The organism is Citrobacter sp. JGM124 (genome assembly GCF_018257795.1).
Taxonomy (GTDB): domain Bacteria; phylum Pseudomonadota; class Gammaproteobacteria; order Enterobacterales; family Enterobacteriaceae; genus JGM124.
The window spans coordinates 279,914-304,513 of the sequence record NZ_JAERJD010000006.1; the positions used below are offsets into that span (position 1 = coordinate 279,914).

A 24,600-nucleotide genomic window follows, 5' to 3' on the forward strand; every position below is an offset into this window, starting at 1 on the left:
TTAGCAGGATAACACTGTCGATAACCATCACTGAGTAGCCTGTATCTCAGGATGACTGATTGAGTTTATCAAGATGATGTACGATATCCCTGCGTACCTCATTAAAAACATAGGCAAATTTATTCCGCATAGAATCCGTTTTTGAAGCGCTGACAACGTCTCCATCTGGAAGATAATTTGCCGAATCAAAATCTATGATATTGAATCCAGTCTCCACATCATAAATAATATTCCCTTTATTAATATCATTATGAATAATACCAAGTCGCTGCAGTTTTGCTGAAAGAAGATCTGCAGGATTAGTATTATCAATCACATCCATCAAGTGATGAAGGCTGTCTTTATCACTGATCGTTCCGATGCTGTCCAACGAATTGCCTTTGATTTTTTTTAATTTTACAAAAACAGCCCCTGACCCATCTTTATTGGTGTTAATATAAATACTTGCTGATTCAGCACCATATAATCGATTAAACCCCTTAGCATTGTTTTTTGCTGACAGAAGACGAGATTTGTGTCGCTCATCAAACTTTCCTTTGTATCTTTTGATAACCCTGTCATGCTGATAATCATAAATAACACCTATGCTGCCTTCAGCAATAATTGGGTATTTACTGAGATCTATATTTCCCTTTCTATCCCCACCCTTGCACATATGACTGTGTGAAGACCCTCTTTTTATTCTAAAACATCCACTTTCACGCTGATAATAAATGAAATCATCATTGTCATGTTGCTTCCCATTTTTGGTGGTTTTACGTCCCCCTGAGAATAATGAGTTACCAATGGTATTTTTATAATATCTGTCAGAAATACCTTTTGGATTTAATAATTCAAGATGACCATGCTGATTAAGAAAAAAAATCTCACCCCATAGAAAACCTGCTTCTGTATTAATTTGGGCATACATTTTTTTCCCTTTTCTTTCACGAATCATGTCAACCTTCAACGTTCTGCTATATTCAGGGCTATATAGCATGGAAAATTTAACTTTTTTATCTGCAGGTAGTTTCAGATGCCATTCATTACGGGCCAGGATAATTTCATGATGTGAAGCACGCCCCCGTGCCGCATCATAGATAACGAATTGATTCGTTCCCGGGTGATGGGTAAATGGCACAAACTGCCCGAACATTTCAACGGCCGTTAATTTCCCGGGGTGAGCCGTGTATGGATTATCCACACTGTATATTCCTGTATTATGCCTGCCCTGCAACGGAGTGGAATAATAAGGGCTGATCGAAAAACGATAAACCAATTGCCGTTCTTTTTTACTGAAGCGATTAAATCGCCCATTACCTGTCATTTTCCACTTATGAGACAAATAGTTAAAATAGACTTGATAGCGCTGTGTCGCACCTTTATAACCTTTCGGCATGGTGACATAAATATTGCCTTTCTCATAGAGGACGGGTACACGATGTGCATGCCCTTTACTTTCTATATCTATATGATTAATTCCATTTTTAATATGAAAATCAGGCAGTGTTAATTGAGGTTTTTTCCCCTGATGGGTAGACTTAGGGCCAAGATCATATTGTGATATATAACCAGTACTTACAATGCTTACCCTTGCTTGTTGAATAATTTCCTGCAGTAAACTGAGCTCTTTTTCAGGTAAGACAGCACGTTGCTGTAAATCATCTGAAGCTCTTTCCAGTAAAGGAGCAATAATTTCCTGAGTGACAACCAGCGACTTGCCATAAGGTAGAATACCAATTATTTGTGAGATAATCTCATCAATTATCTCAGTGATTTTTGAAACTTTCTTAATATCATTTTCATCAGGACAACCATGCCCCTTACGCCAGCTATCAACATTCATAGATTCTATTGTTAATTGCGTGACTGGCTTACTTAAAGACAAGCTTATTTTCCTCAGGATATTTGCAAAGTTATCTTTGTCATCACTATTTATGCAAGAGAAATCATACAATCGGATAACTGTTACATTATCAATTACCGGGACTGGTGTTGTTCTTTTTATTGATTGATGCACATGACGGAGAGCCCGGTCTATTGCCTGATCTTTTTTTTCTGTGGTCGGTAAATCGGTTGTCATAAGAGTATCGGATGGTTCAGCCATCATCATGGTACTCTTCACTGTATTTACTCTATGGTTATTATCATAGGTTCCTTTGGAAACAGAATGGACCATCGACATAATTTTTCGGGTTTTGGTACCGGCCTGCACGGGTGTCAGATTTTCTTTTGATGGTAATGCAACGAAATCTGAGATATTTTTACGATAAAATCCATTAGCAGCATAAATATATCCATCAAATTTCAGCAGTTCAGTATTTTTCGTTATTGTAGCATTGTTATTCCTGACTAATGTTAGCATCGTCAGTAATGACAGTGCTGCATATGATATATCCTGTCTGTTTATATTCCCGCTATGTCTTCCTGGCCTGGAGGAAATATTATCACAATGTTTTTGATATAATTTCTGGCTAATCTGTCGCTGCTGTAACAGTATTAAATGCTCACCTGCGCGACGGCGATGAAGCTGTTCAACACTCAATATATTATTCATATAAGATGTAACATATAAACCATGATGGGTCATAATGTTATACGTTAAAGCCCCGTCACACTGAAGCAGTAATTATATGCACTTCAATTAATTGAGCGAAACATGAAGCAATTCCGAGCGAGGATCAGAAAAAATCGCTGAAGACTCTGGCCAGATAATAATCAGGCTGAATATGATTTTTTTAATATATATCATCCTTGATCACCGTATTACCTGCCTGACGCAATAAAGTAGTATTGCCTGATGTTCTGCAGCCATAACTTATTGAATATTATCCCCATAGTGATACGCTTGAGGACAATAAATTTAATATTAATAGATAAGAATAAATTTAAGAGATTCACCAATGGCGCAACCACAGTGTTAACGTGACTGTGGCTACGTCGCTGGGCATCAGTTACTGGCGTACAGTATCGTCACCAAAACCAATCCACTTGTAGGTTGTCAGTGCTTCCAGCCCCATTGGGCCACGGGCATGCAATTTTTGTGTACTGACAGCAACTTCCGCACCAAGGCCAAACTGAGCACCATCGGTAAAACGTGTGGAGGCATTGACGTAAACGGCAGAAGAGTCGACCTCATTCACAAACCGGTTGGCATTGTGCAGGGAGCGAGTCAAGATCGCGTCAGAATGCTGGGTTCCATAGTCACGAATATGGCGGATAGCCTCATCCAGATTGGCAACCACTTTTACATTCAGATGCAGTGACAGCCACTCATCGTGATAATCAGCCTCTTTCACCGCCTCAGCTTGTGCAGGTCCCTTTTGGAGCACCGGGAGCGATTTTTCATCCCCGTGTAAGGTTACACCACAGGTTGCCATACGCTGGCTTAATAGCGGCAAAAAACGATCTGCTATCTTTTCAAGCACCAGCAGAGTCTCAACGGTATTACACGTGCTGGGACGCTGTGTTTTAGCGTTAACGATGATATCCAGCGCAGGCTCAAATTCGGCACTCTCGTCAACCACGATATGACAGACACCAATCCCCCCCGTGATAACGGGAATTGTCGACTGTTCGCGACACAGTTTATGGAGGCCAGCGCCGCCACGGGGGATCAACATATCAATATAGCGGTCAAGGCGTAGCATCTCCGAGACAAGCTGGCGGTCAGGATTTTCAATCGCCTGAATCGCGGCTTTTGGTAAACCGCAGGCCTCTAATGCCTGCTGGATCACGCTGACCGTCGCGTTATTGGTACGCCATGTCTCTTTACCCCCACGCAAAATCGCCGCGTTACCGGTTTTAAGGCACAGAGAAGCCACATCCAGGGTAACATTCGGACGTGCTTCGTAAATCACCCCAATCACGCCCAATGGCACACGACGCCGTTCAATACGCAAACCACTATCAAGCACCCCGCCATCTATAACCTGACCGATAGGATCAGCCAGATTACAAACCTGACGCACGTCGTCAGCAATATTTTTTAAACGAGCTGGGGTAAGTTGCAGACGATCAAGTAATGCTTCACTCAGCCCGTTTTTCCGCGCTTCATCTACATCCAGTTGATTCGCTGCCAAAATAGCATCGCTCTGAGCCTCAAGCGCATCGGCAATTTTTTCCAGCACACGATTTTTTTCTCGTGTGGAGAGTAAGGCTAACTGGTAGGAAGCCTCTTTCGCCGCTTTGCCCATTTCTTCCAGCATAATCTGCTCCTTATTTAACAATCATGTCATCGCGATGAACAGCAACCGGGCCATATTCATAGCCAAGAATGTCAGCAATGTGTTGGGAATGCTGCCCGGCGATACGTCGCAGTGCATCACTGTTATAGCGACTTACCCCATGTGCAATATCATCCCCCCGCAGGCTACGGATCCGAATGACTTCACCACGGGAAAAGTCCCCTTCGATAGTTTTGATCCCTTTCGGCAACAGTGAACTGCCTCGCTCAAGGAGCGCGATGAGCGCGCCGTCATCAATCGTAATTTCTCCCGCAGGAGGTGCTCCAAAAATCCAGCGTTTACGATTTTCCAGCGGTGAAGATTCAGCATGGAAACATGTACCAACAGGGATACCCTGGGCAACATCACTAATAACACCAGGCTTTGAACCTGCGGCAATAACGACATCAATCCCGGCACGGCAAGCAACATTGGCTGCCTGTAACTTAGTGCCCATACCGCCAGTACCCAGTCCAGAGACGCTGTCACCCGCAATGGCCCGTAACGCATCATCAATAACATGCACATCGGTTATCAGTTCAGCATCAGGATTGCTACGGGGATCGGCGGTATACAGCCCTTGCTGGTCAGTCAGTAGAAGGAGTTTATCTGCGTCCGCCAGAATCGCCACCAGCGCAGAAAGGTTATCGTTATCACCTACTTTTATTTCTGTCGTGGCAACAGCATCATTCTCATTAATGACCGGGACGATACTGTTATTCAGCAGGGCATGCAGGGTATCTTGTGCATTGAGAAAACGTTCACGATCTTCCATATCCGCACGAGTCAATAACATTTGCCCCACATGGATTCCGTAAATCGAAAATAGCTGCTCCCAGAGCTGAATCAGCCGGCTTTGTCCCACCGCCGCCAGTAGTTGCTTTGAGGCAATCGTTGCAGGGAGCTCGGGGTAATTCAGATGCTCCCGTCCGGCAGCAATCGCGCCCGAGGTCACTATAACAATGCGATGCCCGTTGGCATGTAATTGCGCACACTGGCGTACTAGCTCAACAATATGTGCTCGATTCAGGCGGCGCGAGCCACCGGTTAATACACTAGTGCCCAGTTTAACCACTAGCGTCTGGCTGTCACTCATGATTCTCTGCCGTCTCAACAAAATAGGAATAGTTAAAAACTCTCCCACGTTTTAACAGGACTGGCATAACTTGCCAACAGGCGGGAAGATAAAAGAGAAAGAAAAAGAAGAAGATCAGCAATACTGTGCTTTTTTTATGACATTTTTATGTTTTTTGAAAAAAAACTTACCATTTCCGATTTTATTGTAACTTGTCATAAATCTTTAATCTCAGCAGGCTAAAACTCCCATGCATTTTACTGGCACACCTCAATTTAAGTTCAATTGTAGGTTTTAACCATCTTGGGATACAAAATGAAAAAAAGCACACTGGCAATTCTGGTACTGGGTTTAGTTGCATCACAAGCTTCTCAGGCAGCAGAAGTTTACAATAAAAATGGCAACAAACTTGACCTCTATGGACGCGTGAAAGCGTTACGTTACATCACCGATAATAAGAAAGAAGACGGCGATAAATCTTACGCTCGTCTTGGCTTTAAAGGTGAAACGCAGATCAACGATCAGCTTACTGGTTTTGGCCAATGGGAATACCAAATAGCCGCCAACAAAGTTGAAGGTGATACTGACACAGCGAAAACCCGTCTGGCATTTGCTGGTTTAAAAGCGGGAGATTACGGCTCATTCGATTATGGTCGTAACTACGGTATCCTGTATAACGTTGCTGGCTATACCGACGTACTGCCAGAGTTTGGCGGTGATGGTTTGGTTAAAACTGACAACTTCATGACTGGCCGTACTACAGGTGTCGCCACTTACCGTAATAACAATTTCTTCGGTCTGGTTGATGGCCTGAACTTTGGCCTGCAATACCAGGGCAAAAATGATACCGACAACCGTTCTGCGATTGGTAAACAAAATGGCGACGGTTTTGGTACTTCACTGTCCTATGACTTCGGTGACAGTGGCTTCACTGCTGCTTTCGCTTACGCCAACTCCAACCGTACTGCTGGGCAGAAAAAAGCCTACTTTGGCCAGGGTGATGGTAAAGCAGAGGCCTGGACAACCGGCCTGAAATACAACCAGAATAATATCTATCTGGCTGCCTTGTATGCTGAAGCGCGTCACATGACCCCAGTATCAACGACGTTGAACATTAATAACGTGGCAACCAAAGTTGAAGGTTCTGCGAATAAAAACCAGGTTGTTGAACTTGTTGCTCAATATCAGTTTGACTTCGGCCTGCGTCCATCCCTGGCATATATCCAGTCAAAAGGCAAAGATATTAATGGGTTAGGCGACGTTGACTTGGTTAAATATATTGATGTTGCTGCTACTTATTATTTCAACAAAAATATGTCGACCTATGTTGATTACAAAATTAACAGACTGAAAAGCGACAACAAGCTGGGTATCAACAACGACAACATCGTTGCCCTGGGTCTGGTTTATCAGTTCTAAGTTTCCAAAGTCTGAAAGCGCAATTCATCGACTTTCAGTCGCGAACCATAAAAAAAGGGCTCATACTGAGCCCTTTTTATTTTTGCGCAAGGGAGGCTACAGAACGTTCTCTCTCCTTCCTGCCACGGTTATCGCAGTACCAACAACAATCTGTCAGAGCAGCTCAACTAAACAGTCAGAACTTTTATCTCTTCCGATAACGCTTCAGAGGGCACTAATGCTACCTCTAAACTGGCAAGGAGATCTTTCAGGCGCTTGTGAAAATCATGCAGTGTTTTTTGTACCTTTGCATCCGTCTCTGGATCACATAAAGGGGTCACCTGCCATTGCCCTTCCTTGTCAAATAGTCCAAATTGGTAAGCGTAAATCAACTGATCGTCTTGTGTATCCAGTGTCAACCACCATCCCCAAAACTCACGTTTTTCGGGGGCAGGTTTAGCATTAACGCAGACAGCAAGGCAGTCAAAGAAAAAGCTATCGCCTTCACACTGGGATTCTCGAATGTACGGACCTAGACCGATAAACTTTTTGATTAACTTGCTTCTCGTATGCCCGCTCACTAATGTCATTACACTCTCCTGTTATGCTGCAACGGTTTCGTTTTAACCTGGAATTGCGCTTATTTTCACAGTCGATTTTTTAACCACTCGACGATATTCAGTAATGTCTTATCGAAATTTTTATATACCGGGCTGGCAGGTATTGCCAATAGTTTACCGTCAACAGACGAGGAAGTAATTAAGCGTGACTCTTCTTCCGGGCTGAAAAAATCATTTGCCCAATATCCCGAAAGCATCGGGGTAGGACAACGACGGCCTAGCAGTCCTTGGGTCTTTAAGGAGTAACGATTAAGTTCAATACCAAGGTTCGCATCGGATACGTTGTTCATCCCTAATCGACTGGCAAAAACGTCGATCAGCATATCCGGTACCCGTGCCTGGCACTGGGGATCAGTCAGCAAGGTATGCACAATTGGGCCGAGACAAGCCACGGCTTTAAGGCGTTGTGACTCAAGATAGGCAAGTCGTACTGCCACATTGGCGCCAAAGCGGAAGCCAAATGCTGCCACACGGGTATGGTCAATCCACGGAATATCAGGCAGGGCATTAAGCACCTGCTGATGCAGCTGACTGGAATCCTGGGTTAATTTCCATTTAGCCGAAAATCCGACCGATGGCATGTCCAGTGTCAGCATGGCAATACCTTGCGGAGCCAAATAATGTGCAAAAAAATTGTAGTAATCGCTTTGTAAGGTATCCAGTCCCCCACACATGAGTACCGTTGGGAAAGGACCATCCCCTTGCTGGGGAATGTGCAGAAAACCGGTTACACTGCCCCCATCAGCAACAGGAAATGAGAGCTGGCGCAAACCACCAGACAGGCGCGGGGCGGCCTCTTCATAGGCCCTGCTAGCCAGAACCTGAGCCTGTTCCGCTAAAACATCACCTTTCAAATGAGGATAGGCGGCAATGCTGTAAAGATTGGCAGCATTCAGCCAGTACTGGCCCATGCTTCCCTCATCCTGTGCATTATTGGCTCTTTGTTGCCAGAGCATCGCTTGCTTTGACCACTCATAGATCCAGTTCCCCCCCCGGTAACCAATCACAGTATCCAGTAGATCATCATTGGTGCGTTCCGTATCAGCGCAAGCTATACGTGCCTGAACATCCAAAATATCCCGGGGATCGACACCTCGCCAAATCCATAACAGACGATTAATCATGCGATACCAGTGAGGAACCGTATCACCATCAAGTGCAGAGTGAACCTCAGACGTAACATTATGATGAGTCCGACGAACCAGCGTTGACGTTTCAGGATGCTTAAATCGGGGTTTAAATAAGGTTTCGCTAAGATTGGCTTGCGACATCTGCTGCCCTGCCTCTGCAAATAAAAGAGAGAGTGATTGTACTCTGATAACAGATAAATAGCACAAATGGGGCCAGAAGAGCCAGATATTACGGGCAGGGGGAATAGCGAAAAAAGAATTCGGGGATGCTAAATAGAAACAGGACTCATCGGCAGTTGATCAACCAGCAATAGCAACCAACGACAGATAGTCGAACCACATAGTAAATAATCTATGTTTATCAGCTATCTGTCGTCAACATTAGCGGGTGACTCTCGATAATCGCTAACGATTAATCGTGCCCGGACAAGGGAGGAACAAATACCACACCCATATCCCATGGCTGTTCAATCCAGGTGTTTTGTGGGATATCGATGACATAATCATCAACCAGTGGTCGACCAGCAGGTTTAGCAAAAATAGTCACAAAATGTGCTTTTGGGTACATTTCGCGAATGGCTACTGCCGTTCCACCCGTATCAACCAAGTCGTCAATGACGATAAAACCTTCACCGTCACCTTCCGCACGCTTCAGAATGGTCATTTCACGTTGATTATTATGGTCGTAGCTCGAGATACAAACAGTATCAACATGACGAATACCCAGCTCGCGAGCCAGAAGTGCCCCAGGAACCAGGCCACCGCGGCTAACAGCAATGATGCCTTTCCACTGATCAGCAGGAAGTAGACGTTGCGCCAGTTTACGGGCGTGAATCTGCAACATGTCCCAAGTGACGACGTATTTTTCGCTCATGTGAAGTGCCCCGGCCGTTCAGTTACGGCTTAAAAATATGCAAAGAAATTTTGGTTGCGCGAGATTATAGAGACCTGACGAGCTAAAAACCAGTGCTGTAGATACCCCACTGCCGTTTTTCCTGTGATTCCACCAACACGGCACAGGATAAAATGATATTCTCAAAGCATCGTGTTAGATCTGTTTACGATGACAATGAATCGGGTCACACCGTTACCGGTTTGCTAAAAATTGAATTCTGGGAGAGCCAACGTGTCTGAATTGTCTCAATTATCTCCACAACCACTGTGGGATATTTTTGCCAAAATTTGTTCTATTCCCCACCCTTCTTACCACGAAGAACAGTTGGCAGAACACATTCTGTCCTGGGCCAAAGAGAAAGGTCTTTATACTGACCGTGATGCCGTTGGCAATATTTTGCTGCGTAAGGCTGCGACACCAGGCATGGAAAACCGTAAAACGGTAGTGCTACAGGCCCACCTGGACATGGTGCCACAGAAAAATAACGATACGGCTCACGACTTTACTAAAGACCCTATTCAGCCTTATGTTGATGGCGAGTGGGTAAAAGCTCGCGGCACCACGCTGGGGGCAGACAACGGCATTGGTATGTCTTCGGCATTAGCCGTTTTGGCCGATGATCGTGTCGAACATGGCCCACTGGAAGTCCTGCTGACCATGACTGAAGAAGCAGGTATGGAAGGCGCGTTTGGGTTACAGCCGGGCTGGTTAAAAGCCGACATTATGATCAACACCGATTCGGAAGAAGAAGGTGAGATTTATATGGGATGTGCCGGAGGCATCGACTGTATTACTACTCTGCCCATTTCCCGAGAAGCAATTCCGGCTGATTACGAAATATTTAAATTGACCATTAAAGGTCTTAAAGGTGGACACTCAGGCTGTGATATTCATGTCGGTCTGGGCAATGCTAACAAACTGTTGGGCCGCTTCTTAGTTATCAACGCAGCACAACTGGATGCCCGTTTAATTGCACTGAGCGGTGGCACGCTGCGTAACGCCATTCCACGTGAGGCCTTTGCCACCTTTGCCGTACCTAAGCAACATGCAGCGACGCTGAAAACGCTGGCCAGTGAGTACCTTGCTACTTTACAGAACGAACTGTCAGCCGTTGAAAAGAACCTCACAGTGCTCGTCGAGTCAGTGACTGCTGATAAACAGGCTCTGACTACCACCAGCCGCGATACATTTATCAACCTGCTTAATGCCACACCTAATGGCGTGATCCGTAATTCCGATGCGGTGAAAGGCGTCGTAGAAACCTCACTGAATCTGGGCATCGTAAACTTACATGATGATAATGCAGAAATTATCTGCCTTATCCGTTCGCTTATCGATTCAGGTAAAGATTATGTTGTCACTATTCTGGAGTCACTCGGTAAGCTGGCTGGCGCGCACGTGGAAGCAAAGGGAAGTTACCCTGGCTGGCAGCCTGATGCAAACTCACCAGTAATGCACCTGGTACGTGAAACTTATCAGAAGCTATTCAATAAGACCCCTAACATCATGGTGATTCACGCAGGGCTGGAGTGTGGGTTATTCAAGAAACCTTACCCTGACATGGATATGGTCTCAATTGGCCCTACAATTACCGGTCCCCACTCTCCTGATGAGCGGGTACATATTGAAAGCGTAGGCCACTACTGGACACTGCTGACAGCACTACTGAAAGCAACCCCAGTGAAATAACTGTTGTTGCCCCTCCCGGCTCCCGGGAGGGATTTATCCGTTACAGTCCAAGCACCAGTTGCCGTTCCAGTTGCGGGTCAATCAATGTCACCTGTAGCCCTACCAGCCTCACCCCCCTTCCCTCTCGCCGCTGCTGCCAAAGCTCATAAGCATGACGGTGTAGCTGATCTTTATTAAGCTGGGGCCAGCTATGCTCCTGGGTAGTTAACTGGAAATCACTGAATTTAAACTTCACCCCCTGGCGGGCAATACGCAGGTCCGGGCGTGCTTTACCTAACCGATGTTCCAGTTCTGTATACAGCTTGTCGATAATGAGTTCGCATTCAGACCAGTGATGAATATCATCAGTCAGTGTGCGCTCCACACCTATCGACTTGCGTAAACGGTTATTATTTACCATCCGTTCATCGATACCCATACAGCGTTCCCACAACACCCGCCCCAGTTTACCAAAGCGTTTTAATAGCATAGCCAAATCAGCCTGCTGAACGTCAGCCCCGGTATATAGCCCTGACGCCTCAAGTTTTTTCACCGTCACCTGCCCCACGCCGGGAATTTTCCCCAAAGGTAAGGTCGTTAAAAAAGCAGGAACCTCTTCAGGCGTGATCACATACTGACCATTGGGTTTATTCAAATCAGAAGCAATTTTGGCAAGGAATTTTACTGGCGCGATCCCTGCCGAGGCGGTCAAATTCAGCTCTTCCTGGATGGTCTGCCGTATTTCACGGGCAATCAGGGTGGCCGACCCCTTGCATTGAGTACAGTCGGTAACATCAAGATAAGCTTCATCCAATGACAGCGGCTCAATAAGGGGGGTATAGCGGGAGAATATCTCTCTAATATGCTGTGATGCTGCTTTATAGGCATCAAACCGCCCCGGGAGCAACGTCAGATGTGGACAAAGTTTTAATGCCATCGCCGTAGACATAGCACTGCGCACCCCATATTGACGAGCAGGGTAATTCGCTGTGCAAATAACACCACGCTGTTTAGCACTACCACCGATCCCAATGGGGATGTCTCTTAACTGCGGGTTATCACGCATTTCTACCGCAGCATAAAAGCAGTCCATATCGATATGAATAATTTTACGCATATTCATCTTACCCACCACAGTACTGGATAAGTATACAGATTATATTTATAGCACCCTAGTCTTACTTGCGAAAATCAATAACAGTGATAATGTGAGCACGGCCAGCGCAGTTTTTGTTTGCAACGACCCTTTCCCCCTGACTTCCAGAAACAGATACATCAAGGAACTTACGTAGTATGCGCAAGATAGTACTCATGGCTGCGATATTGTTGGTGCCATTTTTCTCATTAGCAAGCGTGCTTAATAATCCCGTAGCACAAACCACTAGCAGCCAGGAAAAACGGCTACAGCTAATGGGCTCTCCAGTTTATATTCAAATATTTAAAGAAGAGCGTACCCTTGAGTTGTGGGTAAAAATGGGAGAAAAATATACCCTGCTACACAGTTATAATATCTGTAATTTTTCTGGGGGTCTGGGGCCTAAAAGAGTTGAAGGTGATTTTAAAAGCCCTGAAGGGTTTTACACCGTTGAGCGTCGCCAGTTAAAACCGGACAGCCGCTTTTATAAAGCAATGAATCTCGGCTTCCCGAATGATTATGATCGCTATCATGGCTATGAAGGAAAATATTTAATGATTCATGGCGCCTGTGTCTCTGTAGGCTGCTATGCCATGACTGACGCAGGTATTGATGAAATATTCCAGTTTGTTACAGCTGCGTTAGTCTTTGGCCAGCCTCAAGTACAAATTGGTATATTTCCCTTCCGTATGACAGACACCAATATGGCGAGGCATAAATACTCTAACTACATTAAATTCTGGGAAGAATTAAAACCTGGCTATGAGTACTTTAATGCTCACCACCAGCCTCCAACTATCACGATTGAAAACGGTAAATATATAGTCACACCACCCGCTGTTGCTTCAGATCTCCAGCCCCAACTGGTATCAAACTATCCGTTCTCCAAGGCAAAATAAGACTGAATGGCCTGGCTCAATTCGCTGCCAGGTCTCATTCCCCGTCAGGGGCTGAGTCGCAATCACTGTAACCACATCATCCGGTGTGGTCTCTTCCTGAAAATTAATTTCTACGTCCTGGTCAATTAATTTTGCGGTGCCGAAAGGTGAGCGTCGAGTTATCCAGAATAAGTTGGTGGAACAGAAAGCCATCACATAACGCCCGTCGGACAACAGCATATTAAATACACCTTTCTCGCGTAGCTCAGTGGCCAATTCTGCGATATAGCGGAAGACCGCTTCCATATTACCGGGAGTTCTGGGATAGCGTTCAGCAAGTTTATGCAACAACCAGCAGAATGCCTGTTCACTGTCCGTTTCTCCTATCGGACGAAAAGAACCACTGTTCAGGCGACGATATCCCTTTAATTGGCCATTATGCGCATATGTCCAGTTACGTCCCCACAGCTCACGGGTAAAAGGGTGGGTATTTTCCAGAGCGACTCGACCACGGTTTGCCTGGCGAATGTGCGCAATGACCGAGCAAGACTTGATGGGGTACTCCTGCACCAGGCGGGCGATTGGCGAGTGGATACTGGGCTGCGGATCTTTAAACGTGCGGCAACCTTTCCCTTCATAGAAGGTAATTCCCCAACCATCTTTATGGGGCCCCGTTCTACCGCCGCGTTGTACCAATCCAGTAAAACTAAAGCAGATATCCGTTGGTACGTTAGCGCTCATTCCCAGTAATTCGCACATTTTTCTTCCCTCATCAAAATAAACCCCACCAGGCAAAAATAAGACAGATTCTCTGATACTTACCTCTGTTGGCAGGCAGTCATTCTGACCACCTGCTCAATATCGCCCAGTTAAGGCTCTTACCCTTTTGCCATCTCTTTCTCAATCAGCAAGATCAGAATATGGATTACCTTAATATGGATCTCCTGAATACGATCCGCATAGCCAAAATGTGGGATACGAATTTCAATATCCGCAGAACCAGCCATTTTTCCGCCATCTTTGCCAGTCAGCGTGATGACTTTCATCCCTTTTTCACGTGCAGCAGCAATGGCTTTAATAACGTTGGCGGAGTTCCCTGAGGTAGAGATACCCAGTAATACATCCCCTTTACGCCCCACAGACTCAATGTAGCGAGAGAAGATAGCGTCGTAGCCAAAATCATTGCCCACACACGAGATATGGCTGACATCAGAAATGGCAATCGCCGGATAACCAGGACGATTTTCACGGTAACGACCGGTAAGCTCTTCGGCAAAATGCATTGCGTCACAGTGTGAACCACCATTACCGCAAGACAAGACTTTACCTTCAGCTTTAAAGCTGTCTGCCAGTAAAACGGCTGCTCGTTGGATATTCTCAAGATTTTTTTCATCATTCAGAAAATTAGAGAGCGTTTCTGCTGCTTCATTTAACTCATTACGAATCAGATCCTGGTACATAGAGAGGCCCTTCAGCATTGATTTAAATTTATCGCCAAGAGTGTACCGGATAGTAACGAATGCGAGAAGCACCATGCCGACCGTTCCCTGATACCCGCACAAAAAACAGCATAATAATATGGGCAAGGTTGCCGTTAATCTGTAAAAATTGCTAAAAAAGGAATCTTTGCATCACAGAGAAACGATTGATGCGGGGAGCCTCTGGTGAGAAAGACATCTGTCCCGTGCCAAACCTGACTTGCAGCTCCCATTCCTGGCAACCATTTGGTTCGCCCCTGAAAAGCAAAAAAATGCGACTTTTATTCCCAAACAAAAGCGTCATTATCATGTTACAGTAAAAAAATCTTTGATGATGAGACCGTTAATTGTGCCCACTTTAAAAGTGTCCCTATTGCAACAACCCTTAGTCTGGATGGACGGTGCAGCGAACCTGCGTCATTTTGATCTGTGTATGGAAAATATTTCGGGTCGTGATTTGATAATCCTTCCTGAAATGTTCACCACGGGTTTTGCAATGGAAGCCGCCCTTCAGTCTTTGCCAGAAGAGCAGGTAATCGACTGGATGCACCACAAAGCGCAACAGACACAGGGAATGATTGCCGGGAGCGCCGCATTACAGACAGAACTTGGGCCCGTTAATCGATTTTTACTGGTACAACCAGACGGTAAAGTTCACCGTTATGATAAGCGGCATCTGTTTCGTATGGCGGATGAACACCATCATTACCAGGCCGGGGAAGACAGACTCATTATCGAATGGCGTGGCTGGCGTATTTTGCCATTGATTTGCTACGACCTGCGCTTCCCGGTATGGTCGCGTAACCGTAATGATTACGATCTCGCTCTGTATGTTGCCAACTGGCCAGCACCCCGCTCGTTACACTGGCAAACCTTGTTACAAGCCCGGGCCATTGAAAACCAGGTGTTTGTCGCTGGCTGCAATCGAGTCGGCAGCGACGGGAACGGTCACCATTACCGCGGAGATAGCCAAATCATTAGCCCACAAGGCGTGATTCTGGCCAGCACTGATGCCCATCTGGCAACCCGGCTGGACGCATCACTCTCCCTTCACGAACTCCAGGAGTACCGTGAGGCCTTTCCGGCATGGCAGGATGCTGACCCTTTTAATCTCTAATTCATTATCACGGGAAGCCCCAAGAGCTGGCAGATAAGAAGCTGTAACTCAATACACGGAATAACCGGTGTATGGCCATTTCAATTAGCGCTAATCCGCGAACGGTTCACGGGGCACAATCCTGGCTCGCTTCACTACTCCATCGCTTGCCAAAGCGTGACGATTATAATGTACCCTGGGCCAGGTAATCTGGTATGTGACTTATTTCAGCATGGGGTCTGTACAGATAAGCGTATTCACCATAATAACGGTCGAACATTGCTTTGCTGAGAAGGGATAAATCAGACTGTGTGGAAATGCAAAAAACCCACGCTTTTTCAAGCGTGGGTTTCAAATGTGGCGGAACGGACGGGACTCGAACCCGCGACCCCCTGCGTGACAGGCAGGTATTCTAACCGACTGAACTACCGCTCCGCATTGCTCTCTTGCGAGAACGAGGCGAATATTACGATGTGCCTCGTTCTCCGTCAACGATTTTTCTTCTAAAAAAATCTGTTTGCATTAAAAACAATCTAAGTGATGTTTTTTAAGGCGTTTTGAAGATGTTAACCACGCCACAGACAGCTCCCACCCTTTTTTTGCACTAAATCAAGACGAGATTCATGTGCCAAAGACTCTTCAGCACTCGCCTGAATAACCCGTAGTCCACCTGCTCGCCGGACCACACGTTGAATACCGGAGCTATCGCCCATTTTTTGCTGACTATCACTGTCCATGGCAAAAGTCAGTGATGTCTGCCCCCCCGTCATCATCAGATAGACATCAGACAGAATCTGGGCATCCAGTAATGCCCCGTGCAATGTACGTTTGCTGTTATCTATTTCATAACGCGAGCAAAGTGCATCAAGGCTATTACGTTTTCCCGGAAACATCTTCCGCGCCATGCTCAGGCTGTCGGTGACCTTACAGAAGGTATCTGTCTTTGGGATACCTCGCCCGAGCATCGTAAACTCGTAGTCCATAAAGCCGATATCAAACGAAGCGTTATGGATAACAAGCTCCGCGCCACGAATGTAGTCGAGGAAGTCATCGGCTACTTGGGCAAACGTAGGCTTATCTATCAGAAACTCATCTGCTATTCCGTGCACCCCAAAGGCTTCAGGATCAACTAAACGGTCAGGCTTCAGATAAACGTGAAAATTATTTCCTGTCAGGCGGCGGTTAATAACCTCAACTGCACCAATTTCAATGATGCGATGTCCCTCATAATGGGCACCGATCTGGTTCATACCCGTAGTTTCGGTATCCAGGACGATCTGTCGTGTAATAGCTGTGCTCATCGCGCTCATTTGTGTCAGACTTGGTTTTTTTAATCACAGGAAGTCTACCAGAAATGCAAAAAAAGGTAGAAATATTCACCGACGGGTCCTGCCTTGGTAACCCAGGACCCGGTGGCTTTGGTGCAATCTTACGCTATAAGCAGCATGAAAAGATCTTCAGTGAGGGGTTTTATTTAACCACCAACAACCGAATGGAAATGCTGGCTGCCATTGTCGCCCTTGAAGCTCTTATTGAGCCTTGTACTGTGGTGCTCAGTACCGACAGCCAGTATGTTCGCCAGGGAATTACTCAATGGATCCATAACTGGAAAAAAAGAGGCTGGAAAACAGCTGATAAAAAACCGGTCAAAAATGTGGATTTATGGAAACGTCTCGATGCCGCACTTAGCCACCATGAAATTGAGTGGCTATGGGTAAAAGGCCATGCCGGACATCCTGAAAATGAACGCTGTGATGAGCTGGCACGTAATGCAGCAGCTAAACCGAGTCATGAGGATGTGGGTTATCAGCCCGATGTTTCGGTATCTTGATAGCGTCCTGACACTGTTTGGTAGCCCCTACAGTAGAATGGATTTGCCTGGCCTTTTTACGATTTTTAAGTGGGTTCAGTGTCAGGGGGAGCGTGCGCTTACGGGCGACGATGATCTGCATTGTCCCCAGTGCGGGTAAGTGTGTGCTCAACATCTTTCCACCTTGCTTATGCCAGGGCAAGACCTGAAAGCTCCGACGATACATGACTTCAAAATTGAGCAGTGACAGCCAATCAAGTAATCGTACTGATGTGAACATTCGGCTATTAAAGGGGGGATGTTTACGCAGAAATGGGACTAACTTACCCATACCAAGCACACTGACTGGGTTATAACCGCTGATAATAAGCCAGCCATCATCGATTAATACTCTATCTGTTTCACGCAATAGCCGGTGCGGGTCTGAACACCAATTGAGCTCATGGGCAAGCAGACAAGCGTCTACGGACTTTTCGGCAAAAGGCAAATGGAGTGGGTCAGCTTGTACTTGCAGATTGTCACCCCGTTGCGCAATATTAACCTGGTGTGAAATAGCGCACTCTTCAGTATTGAGCCCCGCGCTCAGATTACCGATTTTCAGCAGATGGAAACCAAATATTTTACCCAGCCATGGTCGTAGTTCCTGCTCAAGCATCAGTTGTGATTGCTCTCCCCAAGGGAGCTGTACCCACTGGGTTGGGGCCGTCAGATGGCGGGTGATTCTTGCTGGTTTCATCAATACCTTAATTCATCGTGATTAAAGAGAGAACAATTCATGAAGCTTACCAGTATTTCTGCCTTCCAGGATAATTACATCTGGGTACTCACTGATGAAGAAAATAAATGTGTGATTGTTGATCCGGGTGAGGCTAATCCAATCCTGAATGCTATTACCGAACATCACTGGCAGCCTGTCGCCATATTACTCACTCACCATCATGCTGATCATGTTGGTGGGGTTCGTCAACTGAAAGAACATTATCCCAGCCTGGCCGTTTATGGCCCTCAGGAGATTAAAATCCCTGAGATCTCTCAGTTTGTTAAAGAAGGGGACAAGCTGGAGCTACTTGGACATGAGTTCAGTGTGATAGCGACACCAGGGCATACTCTGGGGCATGTGAGTTACTTTAGTTATCCCTATTTATTCTGTGGCGACACGATGTTTTCAGGCGGGTGTGGGCGGCTTTTTGAAGGCACTGCAGACCAAATGTATCAATCTTTTGAACGCCTTAATCAGCTACCACCTGAAACCCTCATTTGTTGTGCCCATGAGTATACCGAGTCGAATATTATTTTTGCATTAAGCCTGTTACCCGATGATGATCAGATAAACAAATTCTATAATAAAGTTAAGATATTACGGGCAAAAGGCCAGTCAACTTTACCGTCGACATTAGCAAATGAACGTCAGGTGAATATTTTTCTGCGTACCAAAGATCCTGATTTACAAAGAAAAGTAAAAAAAGACACATTATTACAACGTCCTAATGAAATTTTTGCCTGGTTAAGAGCAAAAAAAGATACCTTCTAAATTTTCTGGTTGTGTTGTTGTCCGGTCAACGGTATTATCGCTCGTCTTTTAAGCAACCTTTGACATATATATGAAGGCACGAGCGATAATACTCGCCTCTGTCTTGCTGGTTGGGTGCCAGTCATCAAATAATGATGCCAGTATCCCTCAGCATGCTCAGAGTCTGTCTACTGGCAGTCAAGGTGATACAGGTAAATTTGCGGGCCGGGATGCTTATTCCCGATGGATGGATGATGGAACCTTCCTTGCTCAAGATGAAAACCTGTGGACCATGATAGGCGACCAGCTAGAGATGGAAATACCGGATAACAGCCGGGTACGCGAACAAAAAAATAAATACCTGAGTAATAAGAGCTATCTCCACGATGTATCATTACGGGCTGAACCGTATATGTACTGGATTGCCGGGCAAGTTAAGAAACGTAACATGCCAATGGAACTGGTACTACTACCCATAGTGGAGAGCGCTTTTGATCCTCATGCAACATCAAGAGCAAATGCGGCGGGTATTTGGCAGATTATTCCAAGCACGGGGCGTAACTACGGGCTAAAACAAACACAGGCCTATGACGGGCGTCGTGATATTGTCGCGTCGACCACTGCAGCACTGGATATGATGCAGCGTCTGAATAAGATGTTCGATGGTGACTGGTTGTTAACTGTAGCGGCATTTAATAGCGGCGAAGGCCGTGTAATGAATGCAATTAAAACAAATAAGGCTCTAGGGAAACCGACCGACTACTGGTCACTGCCTTTACCCCAGGAAACCAAAGCTTATATCCCGAAAATGTTGGCATTGAGTGACATTCTCAAAAACAATAAAAAGTACGGTATTCGTTTACCGTCTACGGATGAAAATCGCGCTTTGGCACGAGTTGAGGTGAAAAAACCCGTTGAACTGACGCAAATCGCCGAAGTTACAGGTATGTCCCTGACGAAGCTTAAGACGTTTAATGCCGGGGTGAAAAGCGCCACCGTAGGTCACAGCAGCCCACAATATGTTATGGTGCCGAAGAAGCATGCACAGCAATTACGGACTTCTCTGGCTTCCGGTAATATGCCTGCTGCAACAATCGTTGCCAGTAACGTGGGAACAAACAAACAGTATAAAGTTCGTTCTGGCGATACACTATCCAGTATTGCGGCAAAAAATGGGATAAGCAGCAAGTCATTACAGGCATGGAATAACCTGTCTGGTTCCAGGTTAAAAGTGGGGCAAACGCTGAGGCTTGAAAGTGCCAATAGTCGCCCTGCTGCAGTAGCGAACAATACTCGCCTCGCAGCCAATAACAGTATCACTTACAAAGTACGTAAGGGGGACTCGTTGTCGAGTATTGCAAAGCGACATGGTCTTAACACCAAAGATGTGATGCGCTGGAATAACGGCAAAGATGCGCTGCAGCCCGGAGATCAGCTAACGTTATTTGTCAGAAATAACAACAAACCTGACAGCTAGCGGCAAAATAAAGGCACCTCGGCTATTCGGTCTGGTGCCTTTATTTTTTCCATGATTCTTCAGGGCCTTATCGCTTCCAGCATAATGGTATCACTAGTAAACGAACCATCCCGTTGTAATTCATAGTACTGCTTCACCTCATCTGCTGCACTTTTTTGATACGCGCGAATAGCGTCGGATAGTACGACGGGTGTACGCATTCTGGCTATCCAGCTGGCGAATTCCAGATTCAGTTTGTCGCAATTAACATGCCGAATCATCAACCCGGCTTCATTAAACAGTGTTAACCACTCACCGCTGGTATAGTTGCGTACATGGGAGGTATCACGCAAGGCTTCAACTGTTTGCAACCAGATATCCAGTATCGGGTACCCTGGAGACAACACATCCATGAAAATAACGATACCACCAGGTTTGAGTACACGCTGCACCTCCCTCAGAGCCATTCCAACATCATGCCAATGGTGCGCTGAGTAACGACTGATAACCACATCAAAAGTCTCTTTCTCAAAAGGAAGCGCTTCTGCGTAACCAAGACAGGTTGTCAGGTTGGTGATACCTCGTGTCTGTGCGGTTTCCGCAACAACCGTCAGCATCTGATTAGACAGATCATATGCGACGACATTTTTGACCTTAACTGCGGCAATAAAACTGGCGTGCCCTGCCCCACACCCCATATCCAGAAGCGATGCATTCGGGAAATCACTAAGCCGGGCACTGAGGCGTTCCAAATCACGTCCGGAAGCATGAACGCTACTGGTTAAATAAGCACTCGCCTGGGAACCAAACTGCTGATTAATTTTGTCATGGTGGGACTGCGTCGTCATAGTGATATCCTTGGGATGAAATAGAAAACCAGACTCTCCGCTGGGGTTGATCTCACTCCGATTTACCGGGATAAAATTCAACCAATAAAGGGTTGTGATCTGAAGCGGTAGTCACCAGGACGGAGGCTTCCGCTACTTTAAGACCACGATAGAAAACAAAATCCAGTGGTTTGCCAAAAGCGCGACTGCGATGGTCATCCATAAAACGGACTTGCCGTAGCGTCATATCACGAGCGAATCGATAAAGTGCGTTCATTCGTGGTCGACTCCAGGTATTAAAATCCCCGGCCATAATCACCGGGCCATTATGATGAGCTATCTGCTCGCCAATAGGTTCCAGCTGCTTGCTATAAATATCGACCCCAAGACTGAAGTTTACCGCATGGATATTAATAACCATCAATAATCGTCCATCAAACAACGGATAAACAGTCACCAGGGCGGATTTAGCCAGCCGCAAGATAGGCTCTCGCTCGCGCAAAGGGTAACAAAATACTGGGTGTGTGGCAGAAAGGGTCATAACCCCGGAAGGATGGCGAGGTAATACAATCGCCGGAACTTGATCAGCCCCGAGATAATTTTGTGTCGCAAAACCGACCAATTCAGGTGTCGTTTGCGCTTCTTGCAATAACACTAGCTGGGCATCTTTACTAAACGTTCTCAACATCGATAACCAGTCAGATCGTTGCTGTTTAAATATATTCCAAACCAATATACGCAACTTATCAGAACCCGGTAGTGGGGCTCCGTCAGGTAATGCTTTACTCAAGGCAGCAAATGAACCCGATGACAGAATTCGTTTCGCCGGTTGTCCCGCAGCATACCGCATGGAATACATTTTTTTATGCACGTTCAGTTGATGACCTCAGCGACAGAAGATGCCCACATTCACAGTGGACGATTTCTAGTTATAGAGATTTTAACGCATATTTTCAATCTTCATGGTATCCATCATCCATACAGGATGTAAATTATCATGGGACTGACCCAATAGTCGCCCGACAGGTTTTACGGCAGGATGATTAAATTTTCATAAAGAGTAAAATATGAATTTATCTTTGCTTCTGGAAAAATAATGAAAGCAACTACAGAAGAATTAATTATTTTTGTGGCCGTCGTCGAGAGTGGCAGTTTTAGCCGCGCCGCGGAACGGTTAAACCAGGCCAATTCTGTCGTCAGTCGAGCCGTAAAACGTTTGGAAATGAAACTGGGAGTCAGCCTGCTGAACCGAACCACACGCCAGCTGAATCTGACAGAGGAAGGTGAGCGTTACTTTCGTAAAGTGCAACACATCTTACAGGCAATGACATCAGCAGAAAATGAGCTGATAGAGAGTAAACAGACGCCACGTGGGTTACTGAGAGTTGATGCCGCAACGCCAGTGTTGTTGCATCTGCTTATACCGTTAATTAAACCCTTTCGTGAGCGTTATCCTGACATTACTTTGTCACTGGTTTCTTCAGAAACTTTTATCAACTTAATCGACAGAAAAGTGGATATTGCTATCCGTGCAGGCCAGTTAACAGATTCCAGCTTGCGAGCCCGTCCCTTATTTACCAGTTACCGTAAGATTATTGCGACACCTGCCTATCTGGCTCAATACGGCACGCCACGAACGGTAGCAGAGTTGAAAAATCATACTTGCATTGGTTTTACCGAGTCATTACGGCTTAACCAATGGCCTGTGGCGTTGCCTGATGGACAATTACTGGAAATAACTCCCGGGTTATCATCCAACAATGGGGAAACGTTAAAACAGCTTTGTTTACAAGGAAATGGCATTTCTTGTCTATCAAGTTTTATGATTGATGAAGAAATAAAAAGGGGGGAATTAGTTGAATTACTTGCCGATCAACGATTGCCGATGGGGATGCCGCTTAGTGCCGTCTATTACAGTGATCGTGCGGTGAGCGCCCGGATCAGAGCCTTTGTCGACTTTATTAGTGAGCGTCTTAACGTGGCACAGCCCAGCGAATGACGATAGCCTCGTTGATTTATGGTGAGTGGTCGCTGCCTGGCTTGTTTCAGTATCAACATTCTGAAAGAACAAACAACGATAACCTGTTCCCTACTTGCTGGATTATTAGTGATACTGGCAAGCAGGGAGGAATGACTTAAATTAAATAGTATTAATTTTTTTTGGTGAGCGACATTAGCCTGTTTCGCTTCCATTTAACAAACAGTTTATCCAGAAGAAATAGCTTGATCACTTTCACTATCAAAATTCCCCCCCAAATCACGGCAACCCATATTGGCCAACTCCGATATGGTGTATAAATGTAATTTAAACAATACATTGCCGTACATGTAATGATAGCGACTATTATACTTTTTAATAAGTCAGCTTCATCTTTTACTCGTTTTCTGGCTTCTGCAATTCGATTATCTAACTCTGTGCTTTCTGGCAATGGTTCAGAAGTAAGTTCAGACACACTAACATTGAAAACTGAAGCCAATGCGCCAAGTGTTTCTAAGCTTGGTGTTTCATTATTCTCTATTCGCTGGATAGTTCGGGTACTGAGCGCTGACAGTTCAGCCAGTTGCTCTTGAGACCATGCCTTTTCCAGTCTTAGTTGTTTAACTTTGTTTTCCATAGTAATACGCCTCTGAAATAAAATAATCACGGTTTGACTATTGTTTCAGTGCCTTATTGTGATGGCAACGACACGGACACGACACCCATATGACAGCTTTAATATCAATAAGTTATATTAATAAAAGAAAGCATTCCACTCTTATCATGGGGGGAAGCAACTGACTCACCCGCCAGCGTAGCAATATGTTAGTGATGGCAGGTACAAATTAGTACTAAGTACGAAAGAAGGATGCAGACAGCCTGGAAATGAAAAATGAAATATAACAGGGATACCTGCCATTATCTCAGCAGAAAAGAAAAAGGCCATGCTAAAAATAGCATGGCCTTAAATAGTGGCGGAACGGACGGGACTCGAACCCGCGACCCCCTGCGTGACAGGCAGGTATTCTAACCGACTGAACTACCGCTCCACCGAATTTTTTTACAACGACCGGACTGTACTCCGGTTTTCTTGCTTAATTTGATGCCTGGCAGTTCCCTACTCTCGCATGGGGAGACCCCACACTACCATCGGCGCTACGGCGTTTCACTTCTGAGTTCGGCATGGGGTCAGGTGGGACCACCGCGCTACAGCCGCCAGGCAAATTCTTGTGCTCTGTTGCCCATCTTTTTCACCGATACTGCGTTGCCTGCGTTCGGGCTGTTCAGTCACATACCTCTGTATGCTCCTTCTCATCCCTCGCTTGTCGCCTTGTCTCAGTAAAAAATCTGAACAACTTAACTTAATTCCGGAACTCGCTGAAAATCTCTCAAATTATCTCTAAAACACCTTCGGTGTTGTAAGGTTAAGCCTCACGGGTCA

At 45.7% G+C, this 24,600-nt stretch carries 22 protein-coding genes, 2 tRNA genes and 1 rRNA gene; 8 read left to right on the forward strand and 17 right to left on the reverse strand.

The genetic code is table 11. The features are described from left to right. Positions 1-46: 46 nt before the first annotated feature. The 3 genes from JK154_RS10620 to proB all read right to left on the reverse strand — a co-directional run bounded on the left by JK154_RS10620 (position 47) and on the right by proB (position 5,301). On the reverse strand, positions 47-2,524 hold the full coding sequence (locus JK154_RS10620; protein ID WP_211992513.1) for a hypothetical protein: 2,478 nt from the start codon (positions 2,522-2,524) through the stop codon (positions 47-49). Positions 2,525-2,933: 409 nt separating this feature from the next. Beyond that, positions 2,934-4,187, reverse strand: coding sequence for a glutamate-5-semialdehyde dehydrogenase (proA, locus tag JK154_RS10625; RefSeq protein ID WP_211992514.1), 1,254 nt, complete (start codon positions 4,185-4,187; stop codon positions 2,934-2,936). 10 nt (positions 4,188-4,197) lie between these two features. After that, complete coding sequence (proB, locus tag JK154_RS10630) at positions 4,198-5,301, reverse strand: glutamate 5-kinase (RefSeq protein ID WP_211992515.1); 1,104 nt, start codon at positions 5,299-5,301, stop codon at positions 4,198-4,200. Positions 5,302-5,595: 294 nt separating this feature from the next. Between proB and JK154_RS10635 the strand changes: the two genes are divergently transcribed. After that, positions 5,596-6,699 carry a porin gene (locus JK154_RS10635; RefSeq protein ID WP_211992516.1) on the forward strand — a complete coding sequence of 368 codons (1,104 nt, stop codon included), beginning with the start codon at positions 5,596-5,598 and terminating at the stop codon, positions 6,697-6,699. Positions 6,700-6,866: 167 nt separating this feature from the next. Here the strand turns inward: JK154_RS10635 and crl are convergent, their stop codons facing one another. The 3 genes from crl to gpt form a co-directional block, all read right to left on the reverse strand. Then, positions 6,867-7,268 (reverse strand): sigma factor-binding protein Crl, encoded by a 402-nt coding sequence (crl, locus tag JK154_RS10640; RefSeq protein WP_211992517.1) that lies wholly within the window; start codon positions 7,266-7,268, stop codon positions 6,867-6,869. A gap of 56 nt (positions 7,269-7,324) precedes the next feature. Continuing rightward, the gene (gene frsA, locus JK154_RS10645; protein WP_211992518.1) at positions 7,325-8,569 is read right to left on the reverse strand and encodes an esterase FrsA; all 1,245 of its coding nucleotides are present in this window, start codon (positions 8,567-8,569) and stop codon (positions 7,325-7,327) included. 271 nt (positions 8,570-8,840) lie between these two features. Then, the gene (gpt, locus tag JK154_RS10650) at positions 8,841-9,302 is read right to left on the reverse strand and encodes a xanthine phosphoribosyltransferase (protein WP_211992519.1); all 462 of its coding nucleotides are present in this window, start codon (positions 9,300-9,302) and stop codon (positions 8,841-8,843) included. Positions 9,303-9,554: 252 nt separating this feature from the next. On the opposite strand from gpt, the gene pepD reads away from it, so the two are divergent. Then, complete coding sequence (gene pepD, locus JK154_RS10655; protein ID WP_211992520.1) at positions 9,555-11,012, forward strand: beta-Ala-His dipeptidase; 1,458 nt, start codon at positions 9,555-9,557, stop codon at positions 11,010-11,012. Positions 11,013-11,052: 40 nt separating this feature from the next. Here pepD and dinB read toward each other — a convergent pair whose 3' ends face one another. After that, positions 11,053-12,108: a DNA polymerase IV gene (gene dinB, locus JK154_RS10660; RefSeq protein ID WP_211992544.1), complete on the reverse strand. Its 1,056-nt coding sequence runs from the start codon at positions 12,106-12,108 to the stop codon at positions 11,053-11,055. 176 nt (positions 12,109-12,284) lie between these two features. Between dinB and dpaA the strand changes: the two genes are divergently transcribed. Beyond that, positions 12,285-13,025 (forward strand): peptidoglycan meso-diaminopimelic acid protein amidase, encoded by a 741-nt coding sequence (dpaA, locus tag JK154_RS10665; RefSeq protein WP_211992521.1) that lies wholly within the window; start codon positions 12,285-12,287, stop codon positions 13,023-13,025. Here dpaA and JK154_RS10670 read toward each other — a convergent pair. Beyond that, a complete protein-coding gene (locus tag JK154_RS10670) occupies positions 12,996-13,763 on the reverse strand; it encodes a class II glutamine amidotransferase (RefSeq protein WP_211992522.1) in 768 nt (255 codons plus the stop codon). The two genes, dpaA and JK154_RS10670, sit on opposite strands and share 30 nt — an antisense overlap. Positions 13,764-13,882: 119 nt before the next feature. After that, positions 13,883-14,464, reverse strand: coding sequence for a D-sedoheptulose 7-phosphate isomerase (gene lpcA / locus JK154_RS10675; RefSeq protein WP_211992545.1), 582 nt, complete (start codon positions 14,462-14,464; stop codon positions 13,883-13,885). Positions 14,465-14,831: 367 nt separating this feature from the next. Here lpcA and JK154_RS10680 point away from each other — a divergent pair, with 367 nt between their 5' ends. Then, positions 14,832-15,599 (forward strand): amidohydrolase, encoded by a 768-nt coding sequence (locus tag JK154_RS10680; RefSeq protein ID WP_211992546.1) that lies wholly within the window; start codon positions 14,832-14,834, stop codon positions 15,597-15,599. 337 nt (positions 15,600-15,936) lie between these two features. Here JK154_RS10680 and JK154_RS10685 read toward each other — a convergent pair. Next, positions 15,937-16,013 (reverse strand) — tRNA-Asp (locus JK154_RS10685). 131 nt (positions 16,014-16,144) lie between these two features. Then, on the reverse strand, positions 16,145-16,879 hold the full coding sequence (dnaQ, locus tag JK154_RS10690) for a DNA polymerase III subunit epsilon (protein ID WP_211992523.1): 735 nt from the start codon (positions 16,877-16,879) through the stop codon (positions 16,145-16,147). Between the two features lie 53 nt (positions 16,880-16,932). Between dnaQ and rnhA the strand changes: the two genes are divergently transcribed. Beyond that, positions 16,933-17,409, forward strand: coding sequence for a ribonuclease HI (gene rnhA / locus JK154_RS10695; RefSeq protein WP_211992524.1), 477 nt, complete (start codon positions 16,933-16,935; stop codon positions 17,407-17,409). On the opposite strand, the gene JK154_RS10700 is transcribed toward rnhA, so the two are convergent. After that, entirely contained in the window at positions 17,357-18,124 is a 768-nt protein-coding gene (locus JK154_RS10700; protein ID WP_211992525.1) for a class I SAM-dependent methyltransferase, read from the reverse strand. The genes rnhA and JK154_RS10700 overlap by 53 nt on opposite strands. 39 nt (positions 18,125-18,163) lie before the next feature. Here JK154_RS10700 and gloB point away from each other — a divergent pair, with 39 nt between their 5' ends. Both gloB and mltD read left to right on the forward strand, forming a co-directional pair. Continuing rightward, positions 18,164-18,919, forward strand: coding sequence for a hydroxyacylglutathione hydrolase (gene gloB, locus JK154_RS10705; RefSeq protein WP_211992526.1), 756 nt, complete (start codon positions 18,164-18,166; stop codon positions 18,917-18,919). Positions 18,920-18,989: 70 nt separating this feature from the next. Further along, the gene (gene mltD / locus JK154_RS10710) at positions 18,990-20,375 is read left to right on the forward strand and encodes a murein transglycosylase D (protein WP_211992527.1); all 1,386 of its coding nucleotides are present in this window, start codon (positions 18,990-18,992) and stop codon (positions 20,373-20,375) included. 59 nt (positions 20,376-20,434) lie between these two features. Here mltD and JK154_RS10715 read toward each other — a convergent pair whose 3' ends face one another. Then, positions 20,435-21,202: a class I SAM-dependent methyltransferase gene (locus JK154_RS10715; protein ID WP_211992528.1), complete on the reverse strand. Its 768-nt coding sequence runs from the start codon at positions 21,200-21,202 to the stop codon at positions 20,435-20,437. A 52-nt stretch (positions 21,203-21,254) separates the two neighbouring features. Next, the gene (locus JK154_RS10720; protein WP_211992529.1) at positions 21,255-22,052 is read right to left on the reverse strand and encodes an endonuclease/exonuclease/phosphatase family protein; all 798 of its coding nucleotides are present in this window, start codon (positions 22,050-22,052) and stop codon (positions 21,255-21,257) included. Positions 22,053-22,277: 225 nt separating this feature from the next. Here JK154_RS10720 and yafC point away from each other — a divergent pair, with 225 nt between their 5' ends. Beyond that, positions 22,278-23,180, forward strand: a complete 903-nt coding sequence (gene yafC / locus JK154_RS10725) for a DNA-binding transcriptional regulator YafC (protein WP_211992530.1) — start codon at positions 22,278-22,280, stop codon at positions 23,178-23,180. 151 nt (positions 23,181-23,331) lie between these two features. On the opposite strand, the gene JK154_RS10730 is transcribed toward yafC, so the two are convergent. The 3 genes from JK154_RS10730 to rrf form a co-directional block, all read right to left on the reverse strand. Then, positions 23,332-23,796, reverse strand: coding sequence for a helix-turn-helix domain-containing protein (locus JK154_RS10730; protein WP_211992531.1), 465 nt, complete (start codon positions 23,794-23,796; stop codon positions 23,332-23,334). 335 nt (positions 23,797-24,131) lie between these two features. After that, positions 24,132-24,208 (reverse strand) — tRNA-Asp (locus JK154_RS10735). Positions 24,209-24,263: 55 nt separating this feature from the next. Further along, positions 24,264-24,379, reverse strand: a 5S ribosomal RNA gene (rrf, locus tag JK154_RS10740). Between the last annotated feature and the right edge of the window lie 221 nt (positions 24,380-24,600).